Annotated in this window: 23 protein-coding genes and 1 tRNA gene; 9 read left to right on the plus strand and 15 right to left on the minus strand. The window is 58.4% G+C overall.

The features are described 5' to 3' along the window. Positions 1-11 precede the first annotated feature (11 nt). The 4 genes from gatA to ACZ1HE_RS14800 form a co-directional block, all read right to left on the minus strand. Positions 12-1,499, minus strand: a complete 1,488-nt coding sequence (gatA, locus tag ACZ1HE_RS14785) for an Asp-tRNA(Asn)/Glu-tRNA(Gln) amidotransferase subunit GatA (protein WP_472621950.1) — start codon at positions 1,497-1,499, stop codon at positions 12-14. Between the two features lie 3 nt (positions 1,500-1,502). Next, the gene (gene gatC / locus ACZ1HE_RS14790; RefSeq protein ID WP_472621952.1) at positions 1,503-1,790 is read right to left on the minus strand and encodes an Asp-tRNA(Asn)/Glu-tRNA(Gln) amidotransferase subunit GatC; all 288 of its coding nucleotides are present in this window, start codon (positions 1,788-1,790) and stop codon (positions 1,503-1,505) included. A gap of 435 nt (positions 1,791-2,225) precedes the next feature. Continuing rightward, entirely contained in the window at positions 2,226-2,372 is a 147-nt protein-coding gene (locus tag ACZ1HE_RS14795; RefSeq protein ID WP_472621954.1) for a hypothetical protein, read from the minus strand. Between the two features lie 50 nt (positions 2,373-2,422). Continuing rightward, positions 2,423-2,815: a hypothetical protein gene (locus tag ACZ1HE_RS14800; protein ID WP_472621956.1), complete on the minus strand. Its 393-nt coding sequence runs from the start codon at positions 2,813-2,815 to the stop codon at positions 2,423-2,425. A 320-nt stretch (positions 2,816-3,135) separates the two neighbouring features. Between ACZ1HE_RS14800 and ACZ1HE_RS14805 the strand changes: the two genes are divergently transcribed. Then, complete coding sequence (locus ACZ1HE_RS14805) at positions 3,136-3,333, plus strand: hypothetical protein (RefSeq protein ID WP_472621958.1); 198 nt, start codon at positions 3,136-3,138, stop codon at positions 3,331-3,333. Between the two features lie 158 nt (positions 3,334-3,491). Here the strand turns inward: ACZ1HE_RS14805 and ACZ1HE_RS14810 are convergent. Beyond that, positions 3,492-3,581, minus strand: a tRNA-Ser gene (locus ACZ1HE_RS14810). A gap of 207 nt (positions 3,582-3,788) precedes the next feature. On the opposite strand from ACZ1HE_RS14810, the gene ACZ1HE_RS14815 reads away from it, so the two are divergent. Genes ACZ1HE_RS14815 through ACZ1HE_RS14845 form a run of 7 tightly spaced genes read left to right on the plus strand, consistent with a single transcriptional unit; the run spans position 3,789 to position 10,178 of the window. After that, the gene (locus ACZ1HE_RS14815; RefSeq protein WP_472621960.1) at positions 3,789-4,673 is read left to right on the plus strand and encodes an SPOR domain-containing protein; all 885 of its coding nucleotides are present in this window, start codon (positions 3,789-3,791) and stop codon (positions 4,671-4,673) included. Positions 4,674-4,726: 53 nt separating this feature from the next. Then, a complete protein-coding gene (locus ACZ1HE_RS14820) occupies positions 4,727-5,854 on the plus strand; it encodes a D-alanyl-D-alanine carboxypeptidase family protein (RefSeq protein WP_472621962.1) in 1,128 nt (375 codons plus the stop codon). After that, complete coding sequence (gene tmk / locus ACZ1HE_RS14825) at positions 5,851-6,480, plus strand: dTMP kinase (protein ID WP_472621964.1); 630 nt, start codon at positions 5,851-5,853, stop codon at positions 6,478-6,480. Before ACZ1HE_RS14820 ends, tmk begins: the two co-directional genes overlap by 4 nt. Positions 6,481-6,487: 7 nt before the next feature. Next, on the plus strand, positions 6,488-7,609 hold the full coding sequence (locus tag ACZ1HE_RS14830; protein ID WP_472621966.1) for a DNA polymerase III subunit delta': 1,122 nt from the start codon (positions 6,488-6,490) through the stop codon (positions 7,607-7,609). Further along, positions 7,606-8,421: a TatD family hydrolase gene (locus tag ACZ1HE_RS14835; RefSeq protein WP_472621968.1), complete on the plus strand. Its 816-nt coding sequence runs from the start codon at positions 7,606-7,608 to the stop codon at positions 8,419-8,421. Before ACZ1HE_RS14830 ends, ACZ1HE_RS14835 begins: the two co-directional genes overlap by 4 nt. After that, positions 8,418-9,218: an MBL fold metallo-hydrolase gene (locus ACZ1HE_RS14840; protein ID WP_472621970.1), complete on the plus strand. Its 801-nt coding sequence runs from the start codon at positions 8,418-8,420 to the stop codon at positions 9,216-9,218. Before ACZ1HE_RS14835 ends, ACZ1HE_RS14840 begins: the two co-directional genes overlap by 4 nt. A 27-nt stretch (positions 9,219-9,245) precedes the next feature. Next, complete coding sequence (locus ACZ1HE_RS14845; protein ID WP_472621972.1) at positions 9,246-10,178, plus strand: AEC family transporter; 933 nt, start codon at positions 9,246-9,248, stop codon at positions 10,176-10,178. Between the two features lie 156 nt (positions 10,179-10,334). On the opposite strand, the gene ACZ1HE_RS14850 is transcribed toward ACZ1HE_RS14845, so the two are convergent. Together ACZ1HE_RS14850 and ACZ1HE_RS14855 are read right to left on the minus strand one after the other, a co-directional pair. Beyond that, complete coding sequence (locus ACZ1HE_RS14850) at positions 10,335-10,937, minus strand: HupE/UreJ family protein (RefSeq protein WP_472621974.1); 603 nt, start codon at positions 10,935-10,937, stop codon at positions 10,335-10,337. A gap of 402 nt (positions 10,938-11,339) precedes the next feature. After that, the gene (locus tag ACZ1HE_RS14855; protein ID WP_472621976.1) at positions 11,340-12,185 is read right to left on the minus strand and encodes a peptidyl-prolyl cis-trans isomerase; all 846 of its coding nucleotides are present in this window, start codon (positions 12,183-12,185) and stop codon (positions 11,340-11,342) included. Between the two features lie 138 nt (positions 12,186-12,323). On the opposite strand from ACZ1HE_RS14855, the gene ACZ1HE_RS14860 reads away from it, so the two are divergent. Further along, positions 12,324-13,043, plus strand: a complete 720-nt coding sequence (locus ACZ1HE_RS14860) for a CbiX/SirB N-terminal domain-containing protein (protein WP_472621978.1) — start codon at positions 12,324-12,326, stop codon at positions 13,041-13,043. A gap of 18 nt (positions 13,044-13,061) precedes the next feature. Here the strand turns inward: ACZ1HE_RS14860 and ACZ1HE_RS14865 are convergent, their stop codons facing one another. The 8 genes from ACZ1HE_RS14865 to ACZ1HE_RS14900 all read right to left on the minus strand — a co-directional run bounded on the left by ACZ1HE_RS14865 (position 13,062) and on the right by ACZ1HE_RS14900 (position 23,567). Next, positions 13,062-14,351 carry a peptidoglycan-binding domain-containing protein gene (locus tag ACZ1HE_RS14865; protein WP_472621980.1) on the minus strand — a complete coding sequence of 430 codons (1,290 nt, stop codon included), beginning with the start codon at positions 14,349-14,351 and terminating at the stop codon, positions 13,062-13,064. Between the two features lie 255 nt (positions 14,352-14,606). Continuing rightward, positions 14,607-16,166 carry a formylglycine-generating enzyme family protein gene (locus tag ACZ1HE_RS14870; RefSeq protein WP_472621982.1) on the minus strand — a complete coding sequence of 520 codons (1,560 nt, stop codon included), beginning with the start codon at positions 16,164-16,166 and terminating at the stop codon, positions 14,607-14,609. After that, positions 16,166-17,362, minus strand: coding sequence for an ABC transporter permease family protein (locus ACZ1HE_RS14875; RefSeq protein WP_472621984.1), 1,197 nt, complete (start codon positions 17,360-17,362; stop codon positions 16,166-16,168). Before ACZ1HE_RS14875 ends, ACZ1HE_RS14870 begins: the two co-directional genes overlap by 1 nt. Further along, positions 17,362-18,069, minus strand: coding sequence for an ABC transporter ATP-binding protein (locus ACZ1HE_RS14880; protein WP_472621986.1), 708 nt, complete (start codon positions 18,067-18,069; stop codon positions 17,362-17,364). The genes ACZ1HE_RS14875 and ACZ1HE_RS14880 overlap by 1 nt, the downstream gene beginning before the upstream one ends. A gap of 4 nt (positions 18,070-18,073) precedes the next feature. Next, positions 18,074-19,987 (minus strand): vWA domain-containing protein, encoded by a 1,914-nt coding sequence (locus ACZ1HE_RS14885; protein WP_472621988.1) that lies wholly within the window; start codon positions 19,985-19,987, stop codon positions 18,074-18,076. Then, positions 19,971-20,948, minus strand: coding sequence for an SEL1-like repeat protein (locus tag ACZ1HE_RS14890; protein ID WP_472621990.1), 978 nt, complete (start codon positions 20,946-20,948; stop codon positions 19,971-19,973). Before ACZ1HE_RS14890 ends, ACZ1HE_RS14885 begins: the two co-directional genes overlap by 17 nt. Continuing rightward, a complete protein-coding gene (locus ACZ1HE_RS14895; protein ID WP_472621992.1) occupies positions 20,945-22,765 on the minus strand; it encodes a virulence factor SrfC family protein in 1,821 nt (606 codons plus the stop codon). Before ACZ1HE_RS14895 ends, ACZ1HE_RS14890 begins: the two co-directional genes overlap by 4 nt. Beyond that, on the minus strand, positions 22,758-23,567 hold the full coding sequence (locus tag ACZ1HE_RS14900; RefSeq protein ID WP_472621994.1) for a virulence factor SrfC family protein: 810 nt from the start codon (positions 23,565-23,567) through the stop codon (positions 22,758-22,760). The genes ACZ1HE_RS14895 and ACZ1HE_RS14900 overlap by 8 nt, the downstream gene beginning before the upstream one ends. Positions 23,568-23,574: the final 7 nt, after the last annotated feature.

Below are 23,574 nucleotides of genomic sequence, written 5' to 3' on the forward strand. Positions count from 1 at the left end.
GAGCAGCAGCATTACCACCATTTTGCTGGTTTGGCTACAAAGCCCGCAGCCTCTTCGAGCGCGTAAGCGGTATTGAGCAAATCACCCTCTTCCCACGGGCGCCCGATCAGTTGCAGGCCCAGGGGCAGACCCTGTTTGTCCACGCCTGCGGGCACCGCGATACCGGGCAGACCCGCCAGGTTCACGGTGACTGTAAAGACGTCATTCAGGTACATCTGAACCGGATCCGCATCTGTCATCTCACCCAACCCAAAGGCCGCTGAGGGGGTGGCAGGCGTCAGGATCGCGTCGATGCCAGCGGCAAAGACATCCTCAAAGTCTTTCTTGATCAGGGTGCGAACACGGCGCGCGCGGTTGTAATAAGCGTCATAGAAACCTGCCGACAGCACATAGGTGCCGATCATAACACGGCGCTGCACCTCAGGGCCAAATCCTTGCGCGCGGGTCTTTTCGTACATCTCGGTGATGCCGTCACCCGCCTCTAGCGTCGCACGCTGGCCGTAACGCACACCGTCATATCGCGCCAGGTTCGACGACGCCTCAGCCGGAGCGATCACATAATACGCAGGCAGCGCATACTTGGTGTGCGGCAGCGAGATATCGACGATGTCGGCACCAGCGGCCTTGAGCATCTCTGCGCCTTCGGACCACAGCTTTTCGATCTCGGCAGGCATACCGTCCATACGGTACTCCTTGGGGATACCGATCTTCTTGCCCTTAATGTCGCCGGTCAGCATCGCCTCGAAATTCGGCACCGCCAGATCAGCGCTGGTGCTATCCTTCGGGTCGTGGCTGCACATCGCCTCGAGCATGATAGCGGCGTCGCGCACGTTCTTGGTCATCGGTCCGGCCTGATCCAGCGAGCTGGCAAAAGCCACCACGCCCCACCGTGAGCAGCGGCCATAGGTAGGCTTAATACCGGTGATGCCGGTAAAGGCCGCAGGCTGGCGGATCGAGCCGCCAGTGTCGGTGCCGGTTGCGGCCAGGCACAGGTCCGCGGCCACAGCCGAAGCCGAGCCGCCCGACGAGCCGCCCGGTGTCAATTCAGCGGTGTCGCCTTCGCGCCGCCAGGGGCTGACCACATTGCCATAAACAGAGGTTTCGTTCGACGAGCCCATCGCGAACTCGTCCATGTTCAACTTGCCCAACATGACAGCACCTGCGTCAATCAGGTTCTGGCTGACGGTGGATTCGTATTCGGGTTTGAACCCTTCCAGAATGCCGCTAGCAGCCTGGCTGTCGACACCTTTGGTGCAGAACAGATCCTTCATGCCGATCGGCAGGCCGCACATCGCAGGCGCATCACCCTTTGCAATGCGCGCATCCGCAGCCTTGGCACGCTCCAGCGCGATCTCGGGCGTCTTGTGCACAAACGCGTTCAACGCATCAGCGGCATCAATGGCGCTCAGGCAACTTTCGGTCAGCTCCACGCTGGTGGTCTCACCCTTGCGCAGCAGGTCACGGGCCTGGGCCAGGCCCAGTTTGTTCAGATCGCTCATGTCTTACTCCACCACTTTCGGCACAGCGAAAAAGCCCTCGCGGGCGTCGGGGGCGTTAGCCAGCACTTTGTCCTGCTGGCTGCCATCATTCACCACATCTTCACGGCGCTTCAGGCGCTGTGGCGTCACCGAGGTCATCGGTTCGACCCCTTCCACATCCACTTCGTTCAGCTGCTCGATGAATCCCAGGATCGTGTTGAACTCCGAGGCCAGCGCCAGCAGCGCGTCATCCTCGACCTTGATCCGGGCCAGTTTGGCCACCTTGGCGGCGGTGCTTTGGTCAATCGACATGGGAACCCTCAATATCGCGTCAGTGAGGCATTTACCCCCCTTTTCCAAGGCCGCAAGGTCGCATGTCACCGCGCTGCGCCGTTCAAAGTTTTACGCAACCTCAAAAGACGTGCCGCCTGTTTCAAGGCAATTGATCTTTCACATCAGACAAAACCCCGGAACCCAAGGTTCTCTGAAATCCAATCGGCGCTGCGTGGGTGAGGTCGAACCGACCGTGGCACGCAGGTTTTCAATGTTGGATAGAGTGGCGGGGAGACGGGGATTCGAACCCCGGGGACGCTCTCACGCCCAACGGTTTTCAAGACGGCAGGGGGCCTTTTGGCCCCTTGTTTTTATTGGCTTTTTGACGTGCTCCGTCGTGTTTTAACGTATGCGACCCATGCGACACATGCCTACGTTACATTTGGATGTTACACGGCGTGGGGGTGAGCGGCCTCAGTCTGACTGCCCAACCCTGAACAGCAGAAAGTTTGCGAAAACCACGAGGGGGAACCAGAGCGGTCGCCAGTCCCCCTCGAAAAAGTACAAGGTGACGATGGTCGGGGCGACCCACCCAAGCAGGATGACAGCGATCAACTTCATGCCGTGCTCCCTTCGCAAAAGTCAGCTTGTTCGAAAGCTTTGAACGCTTGTCAGTTGCAGTTGATACTGCCAACCACACCCATTGTCATTCCGTTGGAAGAGATCGTGCAATGCGTTGATTTGTTTGCAGCAGACATGGCCGCAACCATAGCACCGTAATCAAACTGCTGACCGCGGAACGCGAAGGTTGGTGTAATGCCACCGTCGCCACCGCAAGCATAGGCGATGCCGTACCAACTAAAAGGACCGGGCATAATGTCGGCGACCAGCCCTCCGGCATTCGACCAGCTGTCGATGATCGAGAAGTTACCACCACAGACCTTCTGGGCTTTCTTGTAAACTTTTGCAGGATTATGCGCTGCCTTCGCCATGTGAATTTCGCTTGCGCTGACGCTTGTTGCTGCAACGACGAGGGCGATGGCGGTTGTGATAGTCTTAAGCATGATTTGTCTCCCAAAAATGTCTGTATTACGGCTTTGTGCCGCCATGTCCCTAATTTGGGGACAGAACGAACCTGCGACTTGTGAGAACATGCCATTTGCTTGTGATTTGGGGGCACTCGAATATCAATTTGACTACCCGTGACGTTGGTTCGAACTTCGCCTGACTGAAATCTCGATGGCGGTTGGGCGTCACACCGGGCCTGCATTCGCGCAGGCATGGTGGTATCACTGCTTTGCTGGAGGCCGGTGTTCCGCTGGAGGCCGTGTCCTAGCATGCCGGTCACGCAACAACCGATATAACCGCAACGACTTTTGGCCGGGTGACGGACGATCTAGAGAAAAAGCAGGTTGCCCAAGTTGTCGGCGGTCTGTCGTCGAAGCCCAAGGAGGCTCCGGCAGCGCCCTTGTCGGACGACGTGATGAAAATGGCGCTGGAATACGCCACGTCATCGGGCCAGCAGCTTGAGCAGGTTCTGGCCGTTTTGCGCGTTGAAACCCAAAACAAGGCAGCGGAATGATGCTCTTGTCGCGTGGGGATGTATGTGCCGCAAATACCTCTTTAATACACAGCGGTGTCACATGCCCGCGTGACCCGAAGGCCGGATAGGCCATTCAACCAACCAGCATCAGACCCGTTTATCGTGTTGTTTTGGCTATAAAAAAATAAGGGTTCTGGTGGCGGGGAGACGGGGATTCGAACCCCGGGGACGCTCTCACGCCCAACGGTTTTCAAGACCGCCGCATTCGACCACTCTGCCACCTCCCCGCGTGCGATGTGATTTAGGCTGTCGTTCTGTACAGCGCAAGCCGAAAAAAGGGGGAATTTTTGCCGACCCCGAAGCAGCGGACTTTCATTGGCAAGCCATGCGCGTTATGGTCGCGGCGAACGGGCCTGAGGCTCGAACATGAGCGAATGACCGGACAACCGGCACCCAGGGCGTGAAACACGTCCAAAGCAGGCAAGGAATACGACATGATCCAACGGACAAAAACACGCAGGTTGTCGAAAAGGCTGGTTTTGTGTGCGGCAATGCTGGGCGTGTTGGCAGGATGCGAAGAAGGTGCACAGGTGCCGTTTCTGCAACCCAAAGACAAAGACACAGAAACGACTACCGAAGCCACCGGTCAAAGCACCAAACTGATCGAACGAGATGTCGAAGCGCCCGAAGTGTTCGAAGTGACAGAAGCAGGATTGTGGGACGGACGACCCTCGTTGGGGGGCGTCTGGGTGGCTCATTCCGGCGTAACCGAACCCGAGCGGGTCATTATTCGCAACAACTCGAACGGTAAATTCGTGATTGGCGCCTTGTTCCGCCGCGAACGCGATATTCCTGGCCCGCGCATTCAGGCCTCTTCCGATGCAGCGGCGGCTTTGGGCATGTTGGCCGGTTCCCCGGTCGAATTGCACGTAACCGCGTTGCGCCGTGAGGTGGTCGATGAAGCACCCGCAGACGAGCCTGTAGAAGCGGATACGATTGAGACCGAGGCTGAAATCGCCGAAACTCAACTTGATCCGATCGCAGGAGCAGCCGCCGCAATTGCAGCCACGGAAGCAGCGCCCCAAGCTGAACCCGAACAGCCCCCGGCTCCTGCAGCTCCGGCACCGGAACCGAAAACCTCTTCATTGAGCAAACCCTATATCCAGATCGGCATCTTCAGCGTCGAAGAAAACGCCAACCGCACTGCAAATCAGATGCGCAGCGCTGGGGTGGTACCAACTGTCTTTGAGCAGAGCGCGAACGGCAAACCGTTTTGGCGTGTCGTCGTCGGCCCCGCCCAGACGAAATCCGAGCGCTCGGCCTTGCTGAAAAAGGTTAAAGAGACCGGCTTCTCTGACGCCTATGCCGTGACCAACTAAGGAGAGCTGACCTCGTGCTATCGACGTTCCGTTCTACTACTGCAGCGTTACTTATGACATTGGCCGCCGTCCCGGCGCTGGCTTTTGATACGAGCGCTAAGGCTGCATATGTCCTGGACCAGAGTACCGGGACAGTTCTATTGGCCAAAAACGCCGAAGAGCCCCTGCCTCCAGCTTCGATGTCAAAGTTGATGACGCTTTATGTGGCGTTCGAGGCACTCCGCGAAGGGCGACTGACATTGGATGAGAAGCTGCCAGTTTCTCAACATGCAATGAACTACGGCGGTTCGACCATGTTCCTCAATACCCAGGACAAGGTTCGGGTCGAGGACCTTATCCGTGGAATTATCGTGCTCAGCGGAAACGACGCTTGCGCGGTAATTGCCGAGGCACTTAGCCCTGATGGATCCGAGGCAGGCTTTGCTCGCTACATGACTCAACGGGCCAAGCAAATGGGCATGGAAAACTCGACGTTTGCCAACTCAAATGGCTGGCCTGCGGCAGGACATCGGATGTCGGTGCAAGACCTTGCAATACTTGCGAGCCGTCTGATCTCGGACTTCCCTGAATACTATCCTCTTTTTGCGGAAACCGAATTTGCATTTGACGGGCGCGCGCCTTCGAATACCCGCAACCGCAACCCCTTGCTACGACTGGGGATCGGCGCAGATGGCCTGAAAACCGGACATACGCAGGAGGCCGGGTACGGCCTTGTGGGTTCGGCCAAACAGGCGGACCGCCGCGTGATCTTTGTGGTGTCGGGCCTCGACAGCACGGCGCAGCGCGCAGAGGAGGCGGAAGCCATCGTTAACTGGTCGTTTCGCCACTTTAGTCAAAAGACCATCGCCAAAGCCGACACCCCCGTCGCCCAAGCCCAAGTCTGGATGGGAAGTCAACAATCGGTAGGGCTGGTCCCGGCCGAAGATCTGAGCTTGCTGTTACCGGTTCTGGGCGGCAAAGAGGTTCAGGCCGAAGTGGTCTATGACGGGCCACTCAACGCCCCTATCGCCAAGGGTCAGCAACTGGCCGAGCTGGTGATCAAACCCGAAGGTTTGCCCGAAATGCGCCGTCCGTTGGTGGCCGTACAGGACGTGCCTCTTGGTGGTTTCGTGGTGCGGATGAAAACGGCCGCAAGCTTGCTGCTCAAGCAATTCACTGACGGTCCTGCGGGGGCGATGTGACAACACCCAAAGGTCTATTCCTGACGTTCGAGGGCATCGACGGATCAGGAAAATCCACCCAAGCGCGGCGTTTGGCCGATCACCTGCAAGCTCAGGGGCGTGACGTCGTGTTGACCCGCGAGCCCGGCGGCTCGCCCGGGGCCGAAGAAATCCGGCGTCTGGTTTTGGAAGGTGACCCCGACCGCTGGTCGGCCGAGACCGAGATCCTGCTCTTCACCGCCGCACGCCGCGACCATCTGGAACGTACCATCCTGCCTGCGTTGGAGGCGGGCAAAGTTGTGATCTGCGACCGGTTCGCTGACAGCACCCGCATGTATCAGGGCCTGTCACGTGGCGACCTGCGTGCGTTGGTTGACCAGTTGCACGGGCTGATGATTGGACGCGAGCCGGACCTGACGATCCTTGTCGACATGGATCCCGAAACCGGTCTGAGTCGCGCCAAAGGCCGTCAAGGCACCGAAGAGCGGTTCGAAGATTTCGGACCCGAACTGCAACGCAAGATGCGCGCCGGGTTCCTTGCCTTGGCAGATGAATTCTCTGGCCGCTTTCGCGTGATCGACGGCAATCGGGACATGGACGCCGTGGCGCGCGATATTGCAAGCGTCGTCGAACAGGCTCTGGTATAGAGCGGACATGAGCGACGACCTCCCTTCCCCGGATCAGGCGCCCGGCGCCCCCCACCCGCGTGAAACCGCCCAGTTGTTTGGCCAGGATGCGGCGCAGGCGGCGTTTCTGGATGCCTTTACCTCTGATCGTCTGCACCACGGCTGGCTGCTGACCGGGCCGCAGGGTGTCGGCAAAGCAACGCTGGCGTGGCGCATCGCGCGGTTTTTGCTGGCAACGCCCCCGGTGGATGATGGTGGCCTGTTTGGTGCGCCGCCCCCGCCCACCTCGTTGAACATTGATCCGGATCACCCGGTTGTGCATCGCATGTTGGCAGGCGCGGAACCGGGGTTGGCGTCGATCACCCGCTCGGCCAATGATCGCGGCACCATGCGCGGCGAAATTGTGGTGGATGACGTCCGCAAACTGGGTCGTTTCTTTGGCCTGTCATCCACGGACGGTGGACGCCGTGTGGTGATCGTGGACAGCGCCGATGAAATGAACACCAGCGCGGCCAACGCCCTGCTGAAAATGCTCGAAGAGCCGCCCGCACGCACCACGCTGTTGCTGATCTCGCACCAACCCTCACGCCTGTTGCCCACGATCCGCTCGCGTTGTCGCACGCTGCGCTTGTCGCCGCTGGACGCAGACGACATGCAGGCCGCATTGTCCCAAACCGGGACAGAGCCGCCCGCCAACCCCGATCACCTTGCCGCTTTGGCGTCGGGATCGGTTGGCGCGGCGCTGCGGCTGATCAATCTGGGCGGGCTACAGATGTACAGCGAACTCATCGCCATTCTGGGCACCATGCCCCGTCTGGACCGCGCTCGGGCGTTAAAACTGGCCGAAGCCGCCGCACAACGTGGCGCGGCAGAGAAGTTCGAGCTGCTGCTGAACCTCATCGACATTTCCCTGGCCCGCCTTGCACGCACAGGTGCCACCGGTCAGCCCCCCGAACCACAAGCGGCTCCGGGTGAGGGAGAAGTGTTGTTGAAACTGGCATCCGATCCGCATCGCGGCCGCAAATGGGCGGAAATTGCCGCAACGATCACGGCCCGAGCACGCCATGGTCAGGCGGTGAACCTTGACCCCGCTGCACTTGTCCTAGATACGGTTTTCAAGATGCAGGAAACCGCCAGTTGGGGCCAATGAGCGACTACCAGATCACACCGGAAATCACCGATAGCCACTGTCACCTCGATTTTCCCGATTTCGAGGGGCAGCTGGATACGATCATTGCAAACGCGGCTCAGGCTGGCGTCACCCGCATGGTGACAATCTGCACCCGCTTGCGCAACGAACCGTCGGTGCGCGCCATTGCCGAAGCCCACGCGCCGGTATTCTACGCCGCAGGCACCCACCCGATGAGCGCCGCCGAAGAGCCCATGGCCACCGTCGATCAGCTCATCGCAATGTCAGCGCATCCGAAATTTGTGGGCATCGGTGAAACGGGCCTCGACTATCACTACACAGCCGAAAGCGCCGAGGTGCAGAAACAAAGCCTGCGCATCCATATCGAAGCCGCGCAACGCACCGGCCTGCCGCTGATCGTCCACGCCCGCGCCGCCGATGACGACATGGCGCGCATTTTGGCCGAAGAACACCGCAACGCGCCTTATTCCTGTGTAATGCATTGCTTCTCGTCCTCTGCCGAGTTGGGCAAGGCGGCACTTGATCTGGGCTTTTACCTGTCGATGTCGGGCATCGCTGCCTTCCCCAAAAGCCAAGAGCTGCGCGACATCTTTGCCATGGCACCGGTCGACCGCATCCTGGTGGAAACCGACGCGCCTTATCTGGCGCCCCCACCCTATCGCGGCAAGCGAAATGAGCCAGCCTATACCGCCCATACCGCCCGCAAAGGGGCCGAGGTTTTTGGAATGGACTACGCAGATTTCGCGTCTCAAACGCAGGCCAACTTCGACCGGCTGTTCGCCAAAGCCGCCAGCCACAAGGCCGCCGCATGACGGGCGAGCTGCGTTTCACCATTCTGGGCTGCGGCTCGTCCGGCGGTGTCCCGCGTCTTGGCGGTCATTGGGGCGATTGTGACCCCAACAACCCACGCAACGTGCGCCGCCGCTGCTCAATGCTGGTGGAACGTGAAGGGCCCGAGGGCACAACGACCGTGCTGATCGACACCACGCCGGACATGCGTAGCCAGCTTTTGGACTCAGGCACCGGGCGGCTTGATGGCGTGGTCTACACCCATTCGCACGCCGACCATGTGCACGGCATCGATGACCTGCGCATGATCGTCTACAACATGCGCGCCCGGGTGCCGGTCTGGGCTGACGGGGACACGCAGAACGCCCTGCTGTCACGCTTTGGCTATGCCTTCATCCAACCCGAAGGTTCACCCTATCCGCCGATCCTGGACCTAAAGACCATCGACGGTACATTTGAAATCGACGGTCCCGGCGGCCCGATCTCTTTCCGCCCCTTCACCGTTGGCCATGGCTCGATCGACAGTCTGGGCTTCCGCATCGGCGATCTGGCGTATCTGCCGGATGTGGCCGAGATTTATAACGACGCCTGGGCCGAGCTTGAAGGGTTGGATTGCTGGATTCTGGATGCCTTGCGCCGTGCCCCCCATCCCACCCATGTACATCTGGAGCGCGCGCTGGAGTGGATCGACAAGATGGCCCCCAAGCGTGCCGTATTGACCAACATGCACATTGACCTGGACTATGCCGAGGTCGAGGCCGAAACCCCCGACCACATCACCCCGGCCTATGATGGCATGGTGATCCGCTACAGTTTGTAACCCAAGCCGCAAAAGACGTCGCATCCCATGTTCCAAAGCCTGATCGACGTCATTCTGCCGGTTTTCCTGGTCATCGGAGCCGGATACACGGTCACCCGCGCCGGGTTTTTCAACCAAAGCCACATCGATGGGCTGATGCGGTTCACGCAGAGCTTTGCGATCCCCTGCCTGCTGTTTCGCGCCATCGCCTCGCTGGATTTGCAGGCCAGCTTTGATCCACGCCTGTTGGCCAGTTTCTACACTGGGGCTGCGCTCTGTTTCATTGCGGGCATGGCCGGGGCGCGGTTGATCTTCAAACGGGACTGGGAGGACGCGGTTGTCATCGGCTTTTGTTGCCTGTTCTCGAACTCGGTCCTTTTGGGGCTACCAATCACCGAACGCGCTTATGGGTCGGACAACCTGACAGGCAACTACGCAATCATCGCCTTTCATTCACCCTTTTGTTACGGCGTCGGCATCACCGTGATGGAGGTGATCCGCAATCGCGGCAATGGCGGGACAAAGATGGTGCGCTCGGTCCTGTCAGCCATGTTCAAGAACGTGCTGATCCTGGGGATCGCTCTGGGGTTCATCGCCAACCTGACCGGACTGGTGATGCCGCAGGTTGTGGATGATGCGCTCGATCTGGTGATCCGCGCCGCCCTGCCGGGTGCGCTCTTTGCACTTGGCGGTGTGCTGGTGCAATACCGACCCGAAGGCGACATGCGCACCATCCTATATGTCTGCTGCATCTCGCTGATGGTGCACCCAACACTGGTCTGGCTGTTTGGCAAAACGCTGGCGCTGCCGCAGGACCTGTTTCGCTCGGCGGTGCTCAACGCCTCTATGGCCCCGGGGTTCAACGCCTATATCTTTGCCAACATGTACGGCCGCGCCAAGCGTGTGGCCGCCTCCTCGGTTCTGATGGCAACTGGGGCATCGATCCTATCTGTTTGGCTGTGGCTGACGGTGCTGGGTTAGACCAATCTTCTGCGCCTTCGCGTTCCCGCAGCATTCATTGCATGCGTTCTGCATTGCCACCCCCAAGGCAGGGCGCTCGGCCCAACGGGAGGAGATACCCCGCAAGAGGCATCTACGACGGGCGGGAGCACCCCAAAAACAAACCACTACATAGGATCAGAAACCAGCCACCCTCTCCGCCAGCCAATAGGTGGCGATACCGCCAATGGTATAGCCCATCACCAGCGTCCCGTGTGAGGCTGGATCACGCAGAACCGCGGTCACCTTCGGGGCGACCCAGCGGAGAGCGCCAAAGGCCAACAGAACAACAGCCACAAAGGCGAGCTGCCCGGCCTCAACGCCTAAGTTGAATGCCAACAACGCCAGCGGAATATCCCCTTGCGGCAGCCCGATTTCGGCCAGGGCGCCAGCAAACCCAAGACCATGCAAAAGACCAAAACCAAAAGACAAAAGCCACGGGAATCTCTCTGTCAATTGATCGCCGCCTTTCCTGCGACGCAGAATTTCGACCGCAAGTAAGACAATGGACAGCGCAATCACTGCTTCGACGGGAGGTGACGGCACCCGGATCACATCAAGAGTTGCCAAGGCCAAAGTTATCGAGTGCGCGACGGTAAAGGCAGTAACTGCTCCCACCAACCGCCACGGGTCCCGGATCAACACCAGCAGCGCAAAAACAAAGAGAAGATGGTCTAACCCTTCGAGGATATGATCGAACCCCAATGCGACGTAATCGGCAAAAACCGCCCATCCGGTCATGGCAGCTAGGCACGACAAACTGTGTCTGTTCAGCTGTGAGCCGTCTGGTCAGTGATTGATCTTCGATCCCTGAGATGCGGATCAGAACATCTGTTTGTGTAGCTTCCAGACCCTCGATTACGATGGTGTGCCCTGCCAATCCTTCTGGGCATACTGCCACCCACTGCGACACCCAGGCCGCTCCATCAAATTGCGGGTCACCCTCGGCACGCCTTGGAGCGCAGTTGGTCGGCAAATTCGCGTCGATTGCCATCGGCATGCCAGAGACATCCGGCTTGCGCCAAAACACCTGCCATGCGTTCCCCTCCAAGTGTTGTATTTGAAGATACCCCGGATCTAGTGCGTGGGCTTGCGCCATTCCTACCCAGGAGAAGAACAGGAAAAATGCTGCCAGAAGCGGCTTCATTGCGACACCAGTTGGTCTAATTCGTCACCGGAAGGCGTTTGCACTTCATAAACCGACACGAGCGCTTCGTACTGAGCCTTTGACAAAGCATCGGCCTGTTCCCGCCTCCAGTCAAACAGCACCTTGTGTTCGACTGCGGATAATTCGGGTAGCTGCGCAGACTGTCTTTCCGTCACGCGCACAAGATGGAGACCAAATCCTGATTTTACCGGGCCAGCCCATTCCCCAACCGGCAATGCCCGTAAGGCGTCCGAAAACCCGCGCCCGAAACCGCCATCGATCTGGATCGGAACAGAGGCAGGCACAATTGCGGGAAGCAGGGACGCTTTGCCAACCGACAAGGGATCGGCGCCCTCCTGCAATGCAGCCAGCCCTGCTTCAATCTCATCCTGGGTTGGGTTTTCACCAAGCAAAACCTGTTCGAACCCCACAACGCCGGGTTTTTTAAAACGGTCGGAGTTGGCCTCGAGATGCGCTTGGAGCACGGACATCTCCGGTGTCAGTGCTTGCGCCGCACTGTCATTCAGGAACTGCATTTTCTGACGCAATCGATTTCGGATCACGTTGTCATCGTTGTCCAATCCCAGGGCCAAAGCCTCGCGAACCAAAACTTCTTCGCGGATCCTAGATTGAATCAGCCCATCCAACTCCTGACGTGTTGGTTGTCTGCCCCAAGCGCTTTTGTATTGCTCAATCAATAGCGTGACATCAGCCGGAGCGATCCGCACGACGGCATTCTCAGGTTCAATCGGCTCGGACTCAGCCGTTGTTTGAAAGTAGACAAAGAGAACGACCGCCAATAATGCGAAGTGAAAAATAGGTTCGCGTACCACCGAACGCATCAAATACATCTCCCCATACGTGTACCAAAGTCAGTCTTACCTGCGAAACAATGACTCGCAACAACTGCCAAGGTAGTGAGTTGACAACTGTGCCGTGCAAGACATTTATGGCACATCGCAAGGCAGAGACATTGCATTATGCCCAAGACTCCAAACCAGGCCCTGATCGTTGCGCATGGTCAGCCATCCGAACCCGCCCCAGCAGAGGCAGCACTTGCACGGTTCGCGCAAAGGGTCGCGGCTTGTCTACCCGGTTGGGATGTCCGATCGGCGACCTTGGCCATGCCAAAGCGGCTGGAATCGGAACTGTCGACCCTTTCACCAGGTGCAGTCGTCTATCCCATGTTCATGGCCAAGGGATGGTTTGTTTCCCAAGCCCTCCCAAATCGCCTTGGCGATGCACAAGTCACGATCACCGATCCGCTCGGGTTAGAGGCTGACCTTCCCAAAATTGCCCTGGCAGCTCTAATTCATGCGGCAACCGATCTCGGGTGGTCATCTGCAGAGACAACGATCCTTCTTGCGGCTCATGGGTCTGGGCGCAGTCCGAAGCCAGCCCAGATGGCCCGAAAATTTGCCGATGACTTGAGCCTGTTTGCGCATTTCAAAGACATTCATGTCGGCTTTGTGGAAGAAGCGCCTTTCGTCGCAGACACCGCATCCGATTACCCCGATCAAAGCCTCTGCCTTCCCCTGTTTGCATGCTCAGGGTTCCACACGACGAAGGACGTCCCGCAGGCCCTTGAACAAGCAGATTTTTCAGGACACCTGCTGGCTGTTCTGGGCGACGCACCCGGTGTTCCCGAATGCGTGGCCAATACGCTGCAACAGCATCGCCACGCCATGGTTCGGGAATAGGTTCCAGGTTTGAGGTCGTTAGTTTCCAGTCGTCGGGAATACCGGCAATGCCGCCGTTCCGGTTGACGCAGGCGCACCGGTTAACGCAGTCGACAAAACCGCGATGCGATCCGGCGTCTGCCCCAGAACGGTTGCGCCGCTTTGGGCCGCATTCAGAGCCATACGCATCCAGTCACCTGCGACATTCGATTGCCCCTTGGCTACGCCCATCCCTTCACGCAGATGATGGCTTACGATCTCGCCGTATCCGAGTTGTCCCGCAGACGCCAACAACACGCCTGAGGCCATCGCCATTTCCGCATCATCCGTGCGATATCCGACCCCCAAACATACTTTACCTCCGGAAATCAACTGATCCATCGGTCTACCAGAGTTGCGCAAAAACGTCGAAGTGTCGGCAATGATCTGGCTGGGAGATTTGCTGTCTGCCCCGGCCATATGTGGAGCGATTGCCTGTGAGACTCCCTGACATTGCGCCTCGATCTGAGGTCCTGTCATATTTGGTATCGTGGCCTCGATCCGTGTGCTTTCGGCCATGGCTTGAGTGCGCGCGAGGCAGAATTGCTCATTCAGAGCAAACTCCGGATCGCTCAGGTTTCCTGCAGTCGCCAAGCCACCATTCGCCGCCGTCAGAACATTGATCTCGTTACAGTGTTCATTGGCTGAACGCGGAACCTGACCAAAAGTGAAATCGGGTAGTGCCGCGGTATTGGCGCGTGCTGGTACCGTATTCTGGACCGGAGCTACCGCCTGTTTTACCGGCGGTTGTTGTGGTTGTGTCTGCTGCGGCGTCACGATGCCCAGTTGTTCATTGCGATATGTGCGAAGCAAACCCTGTTGTCCCTGGCTGGCCAGGATTTGATTGTAGGGTGCCACGTGCGCACTCCCCAGAGCCCGCTGATGACTACCCAACAGAAAGTTGCGTTCGTGCTCGTCCAGACGCCCGTCGATGTTATAGCCCATGTCGGCCTGATACCGAGAGATACCGGCTCGGCTCTTGCGTCCAAGGGAACCATCCACAGCGCCGACGTTGTATCCAAAGTAGTTCAGCGCCGTCTGTACATTGCGGTTTTGCTGCCGCTGAGCCGATGATATCCCCGAAGATCTGGTTGTTGTACGAGTGCGAGTCTGCTGCTGCTGTTGCTGCTGGCGCTGCCTGGCTTTGTTCTTGTTGACCTCATTGATGATAATCCCGCCTAGGATTGCCCCTCCGATCAGCGCCGCGGCTTCATCAGCCTGCGCCTTTTCAACAGGGGCCAAGACCAGACTTGCAGCAACAACGCTGGCACAAACGTATTTGGAAAACATAATAATAACCTCGCAAATCCTGGGAAAACTCAACAGTTGGTATTTCTCAACAGGATCTTTGCCAATGGACTTTGAACCTTGATTGCTCAAGCCCAACAAACGTCTTGAGATTTGTCAAGCTTACGCGCCCCCAAATCCCGGTTTCCGCCGCTATTGTGAACACAGGCGCTAGTGGACAGCAAGAACGTCAAGATACAGTAAGCTGCGTTTTGCCATTTGCTCGGCAAACTTGCGCTGAGATCACCACTGTTACTGTCACGGCGAGGAAACCAGTTCCAAAAGATCAGCGGCATCCATGTCGGGACGAGCAGAAAAGGCTAACAAATCTGCAGCAAAACGGTCCAACCCCTCTCGTAAGCGGGTTTGTTCGGACAAGGAAAGCTCCTCTCTCAGCACGCCCAAGACCGACGAACGCATTTCGGGATCAGTGTCAGATGTCAAAGTCTCCAATGCAGCCCGATAGGACAACAGATAAACATCCTGTTGACGACGCATCTCTGCGATCTCTTTGACATGTTTTTGCACCTGGCGGTCGAACAATTCGCTTTGTTGTCCGGTCCGTTGCAACGAGACCAACATTCGGATGTTGGCTGCCTTTGCTTCGATTGCCGCAGCGTTGTTGATCAAGGCCTCGACAAACACCGAGCCCGCCAAAAAGGTTGAGCGGGCCGATTGCTGCAACGCAGTTTGCACCCTATCCCGATTGCGACGCAGGTCTAGTTGCAGATCTGCCAACGCCGTTTTGCGTCGCGGGTCCGGTTCAGCCTCGATCAAACCAGACAGCAACCGGGCCGGGTCGGTTGCTGTGTCTTCAGAGACGTCAGACATTTCGATCCAACGGTCTCGGATTTGGGCCAATCTCGCTTCTGATGTCGCCACATGCGTTGCGATTACAAACCGCACACCAAATGTGTCTCCGCGCAAAGGCCGCCCGGTTCGGACATCGTGCGGCGGATATTCCGTACGTTGCGCCGAATAAATCTGTTCGCTGTTCGACAAAGCCGATCCACCGCGCGTCACGATGCCCCCGACCTGCCCATGTACACGACCCAGAGCATTCAGCCGATAAGCTTCCAGCATCAGTTCTTCTGCATTGCCGTACACATCATAAAGCCCTAGCGGATTGGGTTGCCGCAAACCAATGGGGTTCAGCTTTCCGCGTCCTCCTCCGGCCCCAAGATGGATGGCATAATCCCGCATCTCGCCTTCTGCGAAAAATACAAGTCCCGAAAACCTGTTACTGTCGATCCGCGCACCGCCTCGGGTCGCATATTCCCATTCGGTTTCGGTTGGCAACCGAACGTATGCTTTTGCACCATCTGACAACGGCAGAGCGTCAGGTGCGCTCGAGTACAGCCACGCGGTGTAGTTTTGTGCCAGGGTAACACCGTCAAACCAACTCAATCCCCCACGTGCAATTCGATCCTGTCGCGCCAATGGCCTGCAATCGCCTTGCAAGGCGCGAAACTGGCCTTGTGTCAGCTCATAGCGCGCAATGAAGAAAAAGGTCGCGTCCAAACCTTGCTCTGTGAAGGACCCGCGCAGGTGGCTTTGTCGCAAGAAGTCCGAATAGCCCGTCTGCTCCAGGCTTTGCCCCAAGCGTACACGTCGGTCAGCAAGCGGGTCAGAGGCATCCATCGGCACCAAAACCTTCTGAAACGCCATCTTGCCACCACAGGGCATGGGCAGGATCATGTCCGCAGGTGCGGTTTCACTGGCCGGGTCAAATTGTTCGGCAGGCCAATTGGGCGTTTCTTCGGCTTTGGTCAGACCGGGTGTAACCAGAAGAGCAAGAGTGAGAGCAAGTGCACGCATCACACCGCCTCACGTAGTATGGTCGCAGGGTCAATCCGTTGTGCAGACCACCCCGCAGCAACTGTTACGATCAATAGAAGCCCCAAAACTGCGCATCCGATCATGAGAGCCTGCCCCATAGTAATCAATGTCAGCGGGGCACCACCGGGTAGTCCTGTATCAAAAAGGGATTGCGCGGCACGCACGGCAACCTGATAGCCCAAATAGGACGCAGCAAGTCCGACAACTGCGGTGATCATTGCCTGACAAAGCGGAAACAGCACAAGAGTCCGACCCGGAATGCCCAATAGAGCGATTGATGCAAGGACGGTTCTTTTTCTCGAAACGTTGCTCCAGAACGCCACACCCAACGCCGCTCCCAGACCGACTGCCGCCAAAGCCACGGTCAACCCAAGCGCAAGGTTCAAATTTCGCCCCAGGTTTAGCAAAGCCTCGACCTCACCGGTTCGTGCCGTGGTCGCAACGCCAAGATGCGCTTCAATCCGTGCCTGAAGTGCGGACAAGTTTTCCAGACGATCTACATAGACACGAACACCGGCATAACTGGATACGCGATCAGTAAGCTGTTTGCCCCCCTCGATGCCATGTGCTGGCAAGGCATAGGAATCATAAAATGCTTCGATCAGATCCAACACCTCGAACGGAGCCAAAATGGCGCGTCCGGGAACATCCTCATCCGACAGAACCGCCGCGACATGTGCCTCGAGCACAAGTTGTCGTGGCCGGTCCTCGGCCTGAGTGATCAATTGAATTGCATCGCCTTCGTTCAGGCCCAGTTGCCGCGACAAGGCCGCGCTGATGGCAAGAGCATCCGGAGCAAGATCAAGTCCTTCGGGCAAGGTCGGATCCCCTGCCCCGGACGGGATCATCAGGGCGGCTTCGATCCGACGACCATCCTTTGCACGCACATTCACGAAATCAAATTGCCCCCGCACCTTCGGCGTCACGAATGCAACATCAGGCCAATCCCTGATCGCCTCAAATTCTTCTGAAGAAAACGAGGCGTTGCCCGCCGTGTCGATTTGCCGACTGGCAGGATCCGCAAGCATCTCGCCCAAGAGCGCGGCATAAACACCGTTCTTGACCCCAAAAAGCAAAAGCAATGGCACCAAAACCCCGACCAATATCGCGGTGTTGCAGATTAGAAAAACACGATCGCGCAACAAATCCCGCACAGCCAACCAGACAACCAACATCACGCGTTCTCCAGCCGACTGACAACCGGATCGCCCGCTTGAACCGCAAGCGCCCGTCTGATGATGCCGTGCCGATCCAGACGCTCCAGATCATGCGAGGACAGTATCACGCCGGTCTCTTGCTCGTCCGCAAGATCCAAAAACAAGGTCAGCACCTGATCTGCCGTCTCGGGGTCCAACGCTGATGTTGGTTCGTCGGCGATCACGAACTTCGGCCTGTGCGCCAGTGCTCGCGCGATGGCTGTGCGCTGCCGTTGCCCGATCGACAAGGCTTCAGGGAGCAGTGCAGCCTGATCCGCCAATCCCAATCTGTCCAAGAGTTCCGAGCACCAAGCAGGTTCGTCAACCCTGTTGACCTTTTGCGACAAGTGCACGTTCTCGGCCACCGTCAGAAATGGCAACAAGCCACCTGTTTGAGGAACAAACCCGAACAAGCGACCGCGCCATTTAGCCAGGTCCACGTTGCGCGGTCCCTTGTCCCACAAGCGCACGAGGTCAACATCACCTGCATGATATTCCGTGTGGCTGTCAGGCGCACGCAGCAGCCCCATCACTTCGAGGATCAGGGTCTTGCCCGATCCGCTGGCCCCGGTTATCGCAACCGCCTGACCGGCATTCAGTCCGAAATTCGGGATTTCAACGCAAAATCTGCGATCTCTGTCGGACAGGCTGATGCGCCCACCAGTCATGTTTAGGCCCGCACTCATCCGGTCACGGCAATACGTCAAACGGCATTGCGAACACGTATTCCCCATCTGGTGCGCCATCATAGAGCGCAGTCCACACCGTCGGATCGTGCAACCACTTGCGATACTGCACAAGTTTCTGCCGCATCCCGTCCAGAATGCTGCGTCGGTTCATTGCACTTTGTTGCCACCTTTGTTCAGTGGTCAGCATCAACTGACTCTCGTAGGGCAGATCTTCGAGAAATTCGAGTGCTCCACCAAGTGTGTCTGCATCCGTGGAAATCAACCGATCAGGGTTCTTAGCCATCCGTGCCACTACATTGCGCACTTGAGCAAAAAAGTTCGCCGCATCCCCGGGATTGCGACTCTGCTCGCCCAATGTCAGCAGCTCCGACAGCAAATCGGCCATGGTGGCCATTTCGTTCTTGGTCACCAGAAGACGGGGTTCTATGGCTAGTCGTGCTGGATCTTCGACCGCTTTTTCCGACACCCACCCCCGGATCACATCAGGCGCCTGTGTGTCCTTGAGCCGCCCCAGATAGGCCAGCTGCATCGCGAGCCCCAAGTTCACCACCTTGCCCGCTTCAGCCGGGTCCAGCACCGGCTGTTCGTCACGTGCCACCCGGATCACATCCGTCAGCGCCGTCACCAGACGCGTAACTGTCGACTTAAACGCTTCAGGCGAGCCGTTTTCGATGCCGTAATAATAGGTCTCGTCGTTGAACCGCGACAGCGCCTTGTATTGCTGTGCGGCCCAAGCGTGCTGCCCCTGCCCGCCTGCCGGCGTCTGCAGGTGCAGGGTCATCACTGCGATGCCCTTGTCCTGTGCCGCACGCTGCAACTCGGCCGGGCCGATGTCTGATCGCGCATTCGGGTCTCGCGGGTCCTTGGGACCTGCGTCGGTGATCAGGATCACGATGCGCGCATCAAAGGGATCATTCCCTGTGGGCGACCAGTCAGTCAATTCGATCGCATCCTCGACACCGGCCAGGCTGTCCTCGTTGAAACCCGGAGAGTTCACCTGGGCCACATCCGTCGCCGCCCGGATTGTGGCCACCACTTGTGACTGATCGCGACGGCGTTCCAGTGGCAACAGCGTCTTGGTTCGATAGCCAAGCCCCGGCGCGACCGTGTCGTTGTCGCGAAAGCCCACGACGCCGAACTGCACCCGCGTCCCCACCTCGGTTCCACGAATGCCATCGATAATTTGTTCCACCGCCTCTTGTGTGCGTTCGATGTAGGGATCCATCGACTGCGTGGTGTCAAAAACAAAGACGATGCCCGCATCAAAATTGTCTGCAATGGCCCCCGCCTGTACCCCGCCCTCTTGCAAGGGGACCGAGGCCACCTGCATCAGCAGGTTGTCCTCGTAGTTCAACGGATGCAGGTCCTGAGCAAACTCAAGGATTGGCATCAGGTAGAGACGTTCGACAATGTTGACGTATTCCTCTGGCTCCACCGCCACAACACCGCTGTCAGCAGGCAGGTTGTCACCAGCGGCCTGCTCCAGCAGCTTGGCTTGCTGAGCGCGCAGGGCTTCATGCTCCATCAATGCACGCAGCTGTTCCTCGGTTTCGAACAAGATTTGCCGCTCGCGGCCGGCGGCGTTGGTAAAGGCGGCAACGATGTTCTGTTTCCAGACCACCACCTGATCCGATTTGACCCATCCCTGCGGACCTGCTGACAGGGACGGACCGACCTGTTCCCAGTTCCCTTGGCGGGCATACACATACAGTGGCTGAAAGGCGGGATACTGGCGCAGCACGTCACCATCCGGAGCCGAAAACATCAGGGCACCGGGACGAGTCAGTACTCGCTGATAGACTGTTTCCCGGCCCTCAACCAAAAGGGGACGGTCATTGGCCACGACCGGCGCTGCGGTGAACGTCAACAGGGCCAAGCCTGCAATGGACAGCATCGCCCTAACGGCAAAAATCATCATAAGCCCCCTTTTCCAACGTCTGCGACGAACCTTTTAGTCGCTCGCAAGTGGCCGTGACACGTGACATGGCCTGGGTGTCCCCAGCTGTGACCGCACGGGCATAATATTCGACGGCACGGGCTGGATCATCGGCAAAACTGAGCCCTATGAGGTTTTCGATGCGCGGGTCCAACTGGTCGCCGTCATAGAGCGTACCGAATACGCGCAGAGCCAGCGGATCCTCGGCATTGGCCGCATCTTCGATCAGCTTCAGGGCCGTGTCCGGGTTAACGTCACGGCCACAGTTACGCAGCGCTTCCAGCTGCGTGGCAAACCCGTTCAACGCTCTGAGAGCGGGCAAACCGCAGCTTTCATTATTGGACACCGGTGTGGTGTTGATCGGCAAGCTCACACCTTCTTCGCGGGTCCAGAACCATGCGGCGGCTCCAGCGGCGACGAGCAACAGCAAAACGATCCACAGCCATAACAGACTACGCTTCTTGGGCTCGGCAACCAATTCCGGTTTCGGCGCCAAATCAGGTTCGGGGTCAGGCGGGCGCTTCACCTCGGGCTCTGGTGCGGGGGCTGGTTTGGGCTGCGCGGTTTGCAACCCACCCAAACTTGCCAACCCGGCGCGTGGTGGGATGGTATCGGGCCAGGTCACGCTGAAGGCGCGGCCGTCCACTTCGATCACCAGGGGCGTGTATTCTTCAAGCTTGTTGACGATGTCTGGCCCGATCCGCACCCAATCGGCCCCATCGTGGCGCAGCACATCATAGGGTCCGAAACTGGATTTTTGCGGCTGCCAATTGGGGTTTCCGACCTCGACACGCGCCTCGGCAACCGGTGTCAGCCAGCGTTCGGAATAGGCATCGCGCACCGCAACCGTGACCACATCCGGCAGGCTGCTGCCGGGCAGTTCGATAAACCCGTAACCGCCCATGGGCTGTTGCGGGTCAGGATGTAGCACAAGGCTCATGAATGCGCCTGCCCAACCAGATCAGACAGGATGCGACCCAGACGCAGATTCTGATCGACGTTGATCTGACCACCCAAACCGTCCTTGGCATTGGCCACAAACAGCGCCTCGATCGCAAAGACCCAATCGGTCCATATCTCTTCGGCTATCGCGCGCGGCTGTGCAGGTAGATCATCCACTGTGTCCGACGGGGCCTGCGGTGCGAAAATTGCACGGTTCTTGCCATCCGCCGTCTGCACCTGAGGACGTTTGCTTTCCGGCAAATCAGTCATGCCCAAGGTAGCCACAAAGCGGTTGATGGTCTCTGCCCCCAAGATTGAGGCAGGTTGCGCCTGTTTCTCGACTGTCAGACCAAAATTGACCTCTTCCAATTGCGCCGCCGTCTGCGCGCTCAGCCCTGTCCGGCGGGCGGCGTGGATCAGTTCGGTGACCAGGTTGCCGGATGTGTCCTGACTTAACCCATATGCCTCGCGCCGGGTGACATCGTCGCGAAATGCCTTCATCGCATCGATCCAGATTTCCAGCGCCGTATCCGCCTGAAACTGCTCCAGCGTCATGGTGCGCACGTCTGTCTGCGCGTCTTCGGTCGCCGGGCGCCCCGGACGCTGCCTGCCGGGACGTTGCCGGGTCGGTGTCTGTGTTTCGGCCGCAGCGGAACTGACGGCGCTGGTGATGCGAACAGAACTGGGCACCCGGGAAATCCGGCCTTCGATCTCTTCTTGATCGACCATCAAAGCCGCCATCAACGCGCCAAAGCGGTGCCGGTTAAGCGCTTGTTCCAGATCGTCGATGACCAGGTTGGCGGCCTCTTGTTTTTCGGTTACGCGCTTTTCCACGTCGTCTGAAACATGGAATGGCGTCATCGCGCGTGCCAGATCACCTCGCAACGCGTAAAGTTGCGCCGCGATCTGACGCAACTTGCTGTCCGGTTTGCAAACCGCTTGCAGCGCCTGCGTCAGATAACTGACCCCACCGTCATTCAGCGACAGAGCTGCATCCCAGGCCTGTTCCGGATTGTGGAAATGTCGCTGCACTGAGGGCGCTTGCAAGCATCCCTCGCGCAGCTCCGCCACGCGGCCTGCCTTTTGTGGGCGGATCTGCAGCTCTTGCTTGGCGTCTCCGTAGTCGATCAAACCGTCGACGTAGTAGTTGGGATTGCGCAACCAATAGCAGTTATCAAAGGGCTTTCCGGGCCGCCACTCAGCCACCCAAGGATCGCTGCCCTTGCCGAATTTCTCCAGCAAAGACGCCTGCATTCGCCGTTCAAACCGCGTTTCATCCCCACCTTCGGCTGCACTGTCACCCAGATGCTTATCGAATTTGGTCAGCACCATGAACAGAACGCATTCGCTTCCGTCGCGCTGCTCGGCAGTGGCCCCATGGGTGGCCGCAATCCAATTTTGTACCAGCCCCGGCAGGTCAACCGTTTCCATGTTGCTGTCTGGAATGCACAGCAGCATCGAGGTGATTTCCTGGTTCTGCACATAGCGGTCAAAGAGATAGGCCACCTTACCGCGCAACAGCAACTCTGGCAGGATTTTCTCTGGATCCGCAAAGGCTTGACTTAGGTCTTGCTCAAACCGATTGCGCGCACCAGGGAAATCCAACAGATCGGTTTCGGCAAACATCTGCGACGGCAGATCGCGCATCGGCAGCACCAGCTCCGCCGCCAACCCACAAACCACGGACCGGGGCAGCGTGACCTTGCGCCCATCAGTGGTGGTCAGGCTCAGTGGCGCACCGTCGGACACTCCAGACAACGTTTTGACGTCGATGATCGAGGTTTCACGCGGCACCAAAGCATCCAGGCTAAGCAAAAGCTTCTTCGGCGTGGCCCAATTGCGCCAAGGCTCCGGCGAGGCGGACAAAAAGGTCGGAAAACGGCTGATGCCCGCCCCAGATTAAGGCAAAGAACGCCGCCCGGTCCGCCTGTGACAGGCCTGGCGCGATCACGGCCGCCTCCTCCCATAGCGGTTTCAGCGCAGCGGCATAGGCTTCGCGCCCAAACGCCGCCTCGATATACTCACCGATCTCGTGAACCTCATCATAGCTGAGCCCCGGCTGCTCCCCTCCCGAGCGCGCTTTATAGGCATCCAGATGCGCGGCAATCTCGGCTGGTTCTGGCACCGGCTCGGATCGGTCACCGTCCATGAAAAACGAATTGGCGATTGTGCGGATGATGTCCGCCTCGGACAAGAGCGTCAGCTTGACTGGTGCGCCAGCGGGCGTGTCGGCCTTTTCCATCGTGAACCGGGTGACAAGGCCGGTGCTTTCGCCTTCGCCTTCCGGATTGATCTCGCGGATGTAGTCGAGTTGACCACCAGCCCCTTCGAAATTGGCGACCAAAGGCCCCGTATCTGGACGCGCCAAAACCGAGACCAGAAAGCTTTTGCCCGCCTGGCTTGGCCCAAAGACGCTGACCGACATGCGGGTTTGTGCCGCGCGACTTAGCTTGCGCGCACGACGAGCCGATTTGCGCATCATCTGCACCAGAGAGCGCGCCTCGGCCCCTACCAGATCTGCGTTTTCAGGGTCTTCAACCCAAGCCAAAGCCTCGCCCGTCAGCTCCGCGATTTGCGTGCAGGCTTGCGCCAGTTGGTCTTGTTCTTGACTACTCATGCCCAAC

The sequence above is a fragment of the Falsiruegeria sp. JB4-1 genome (genome assembly GCF_055693495.1).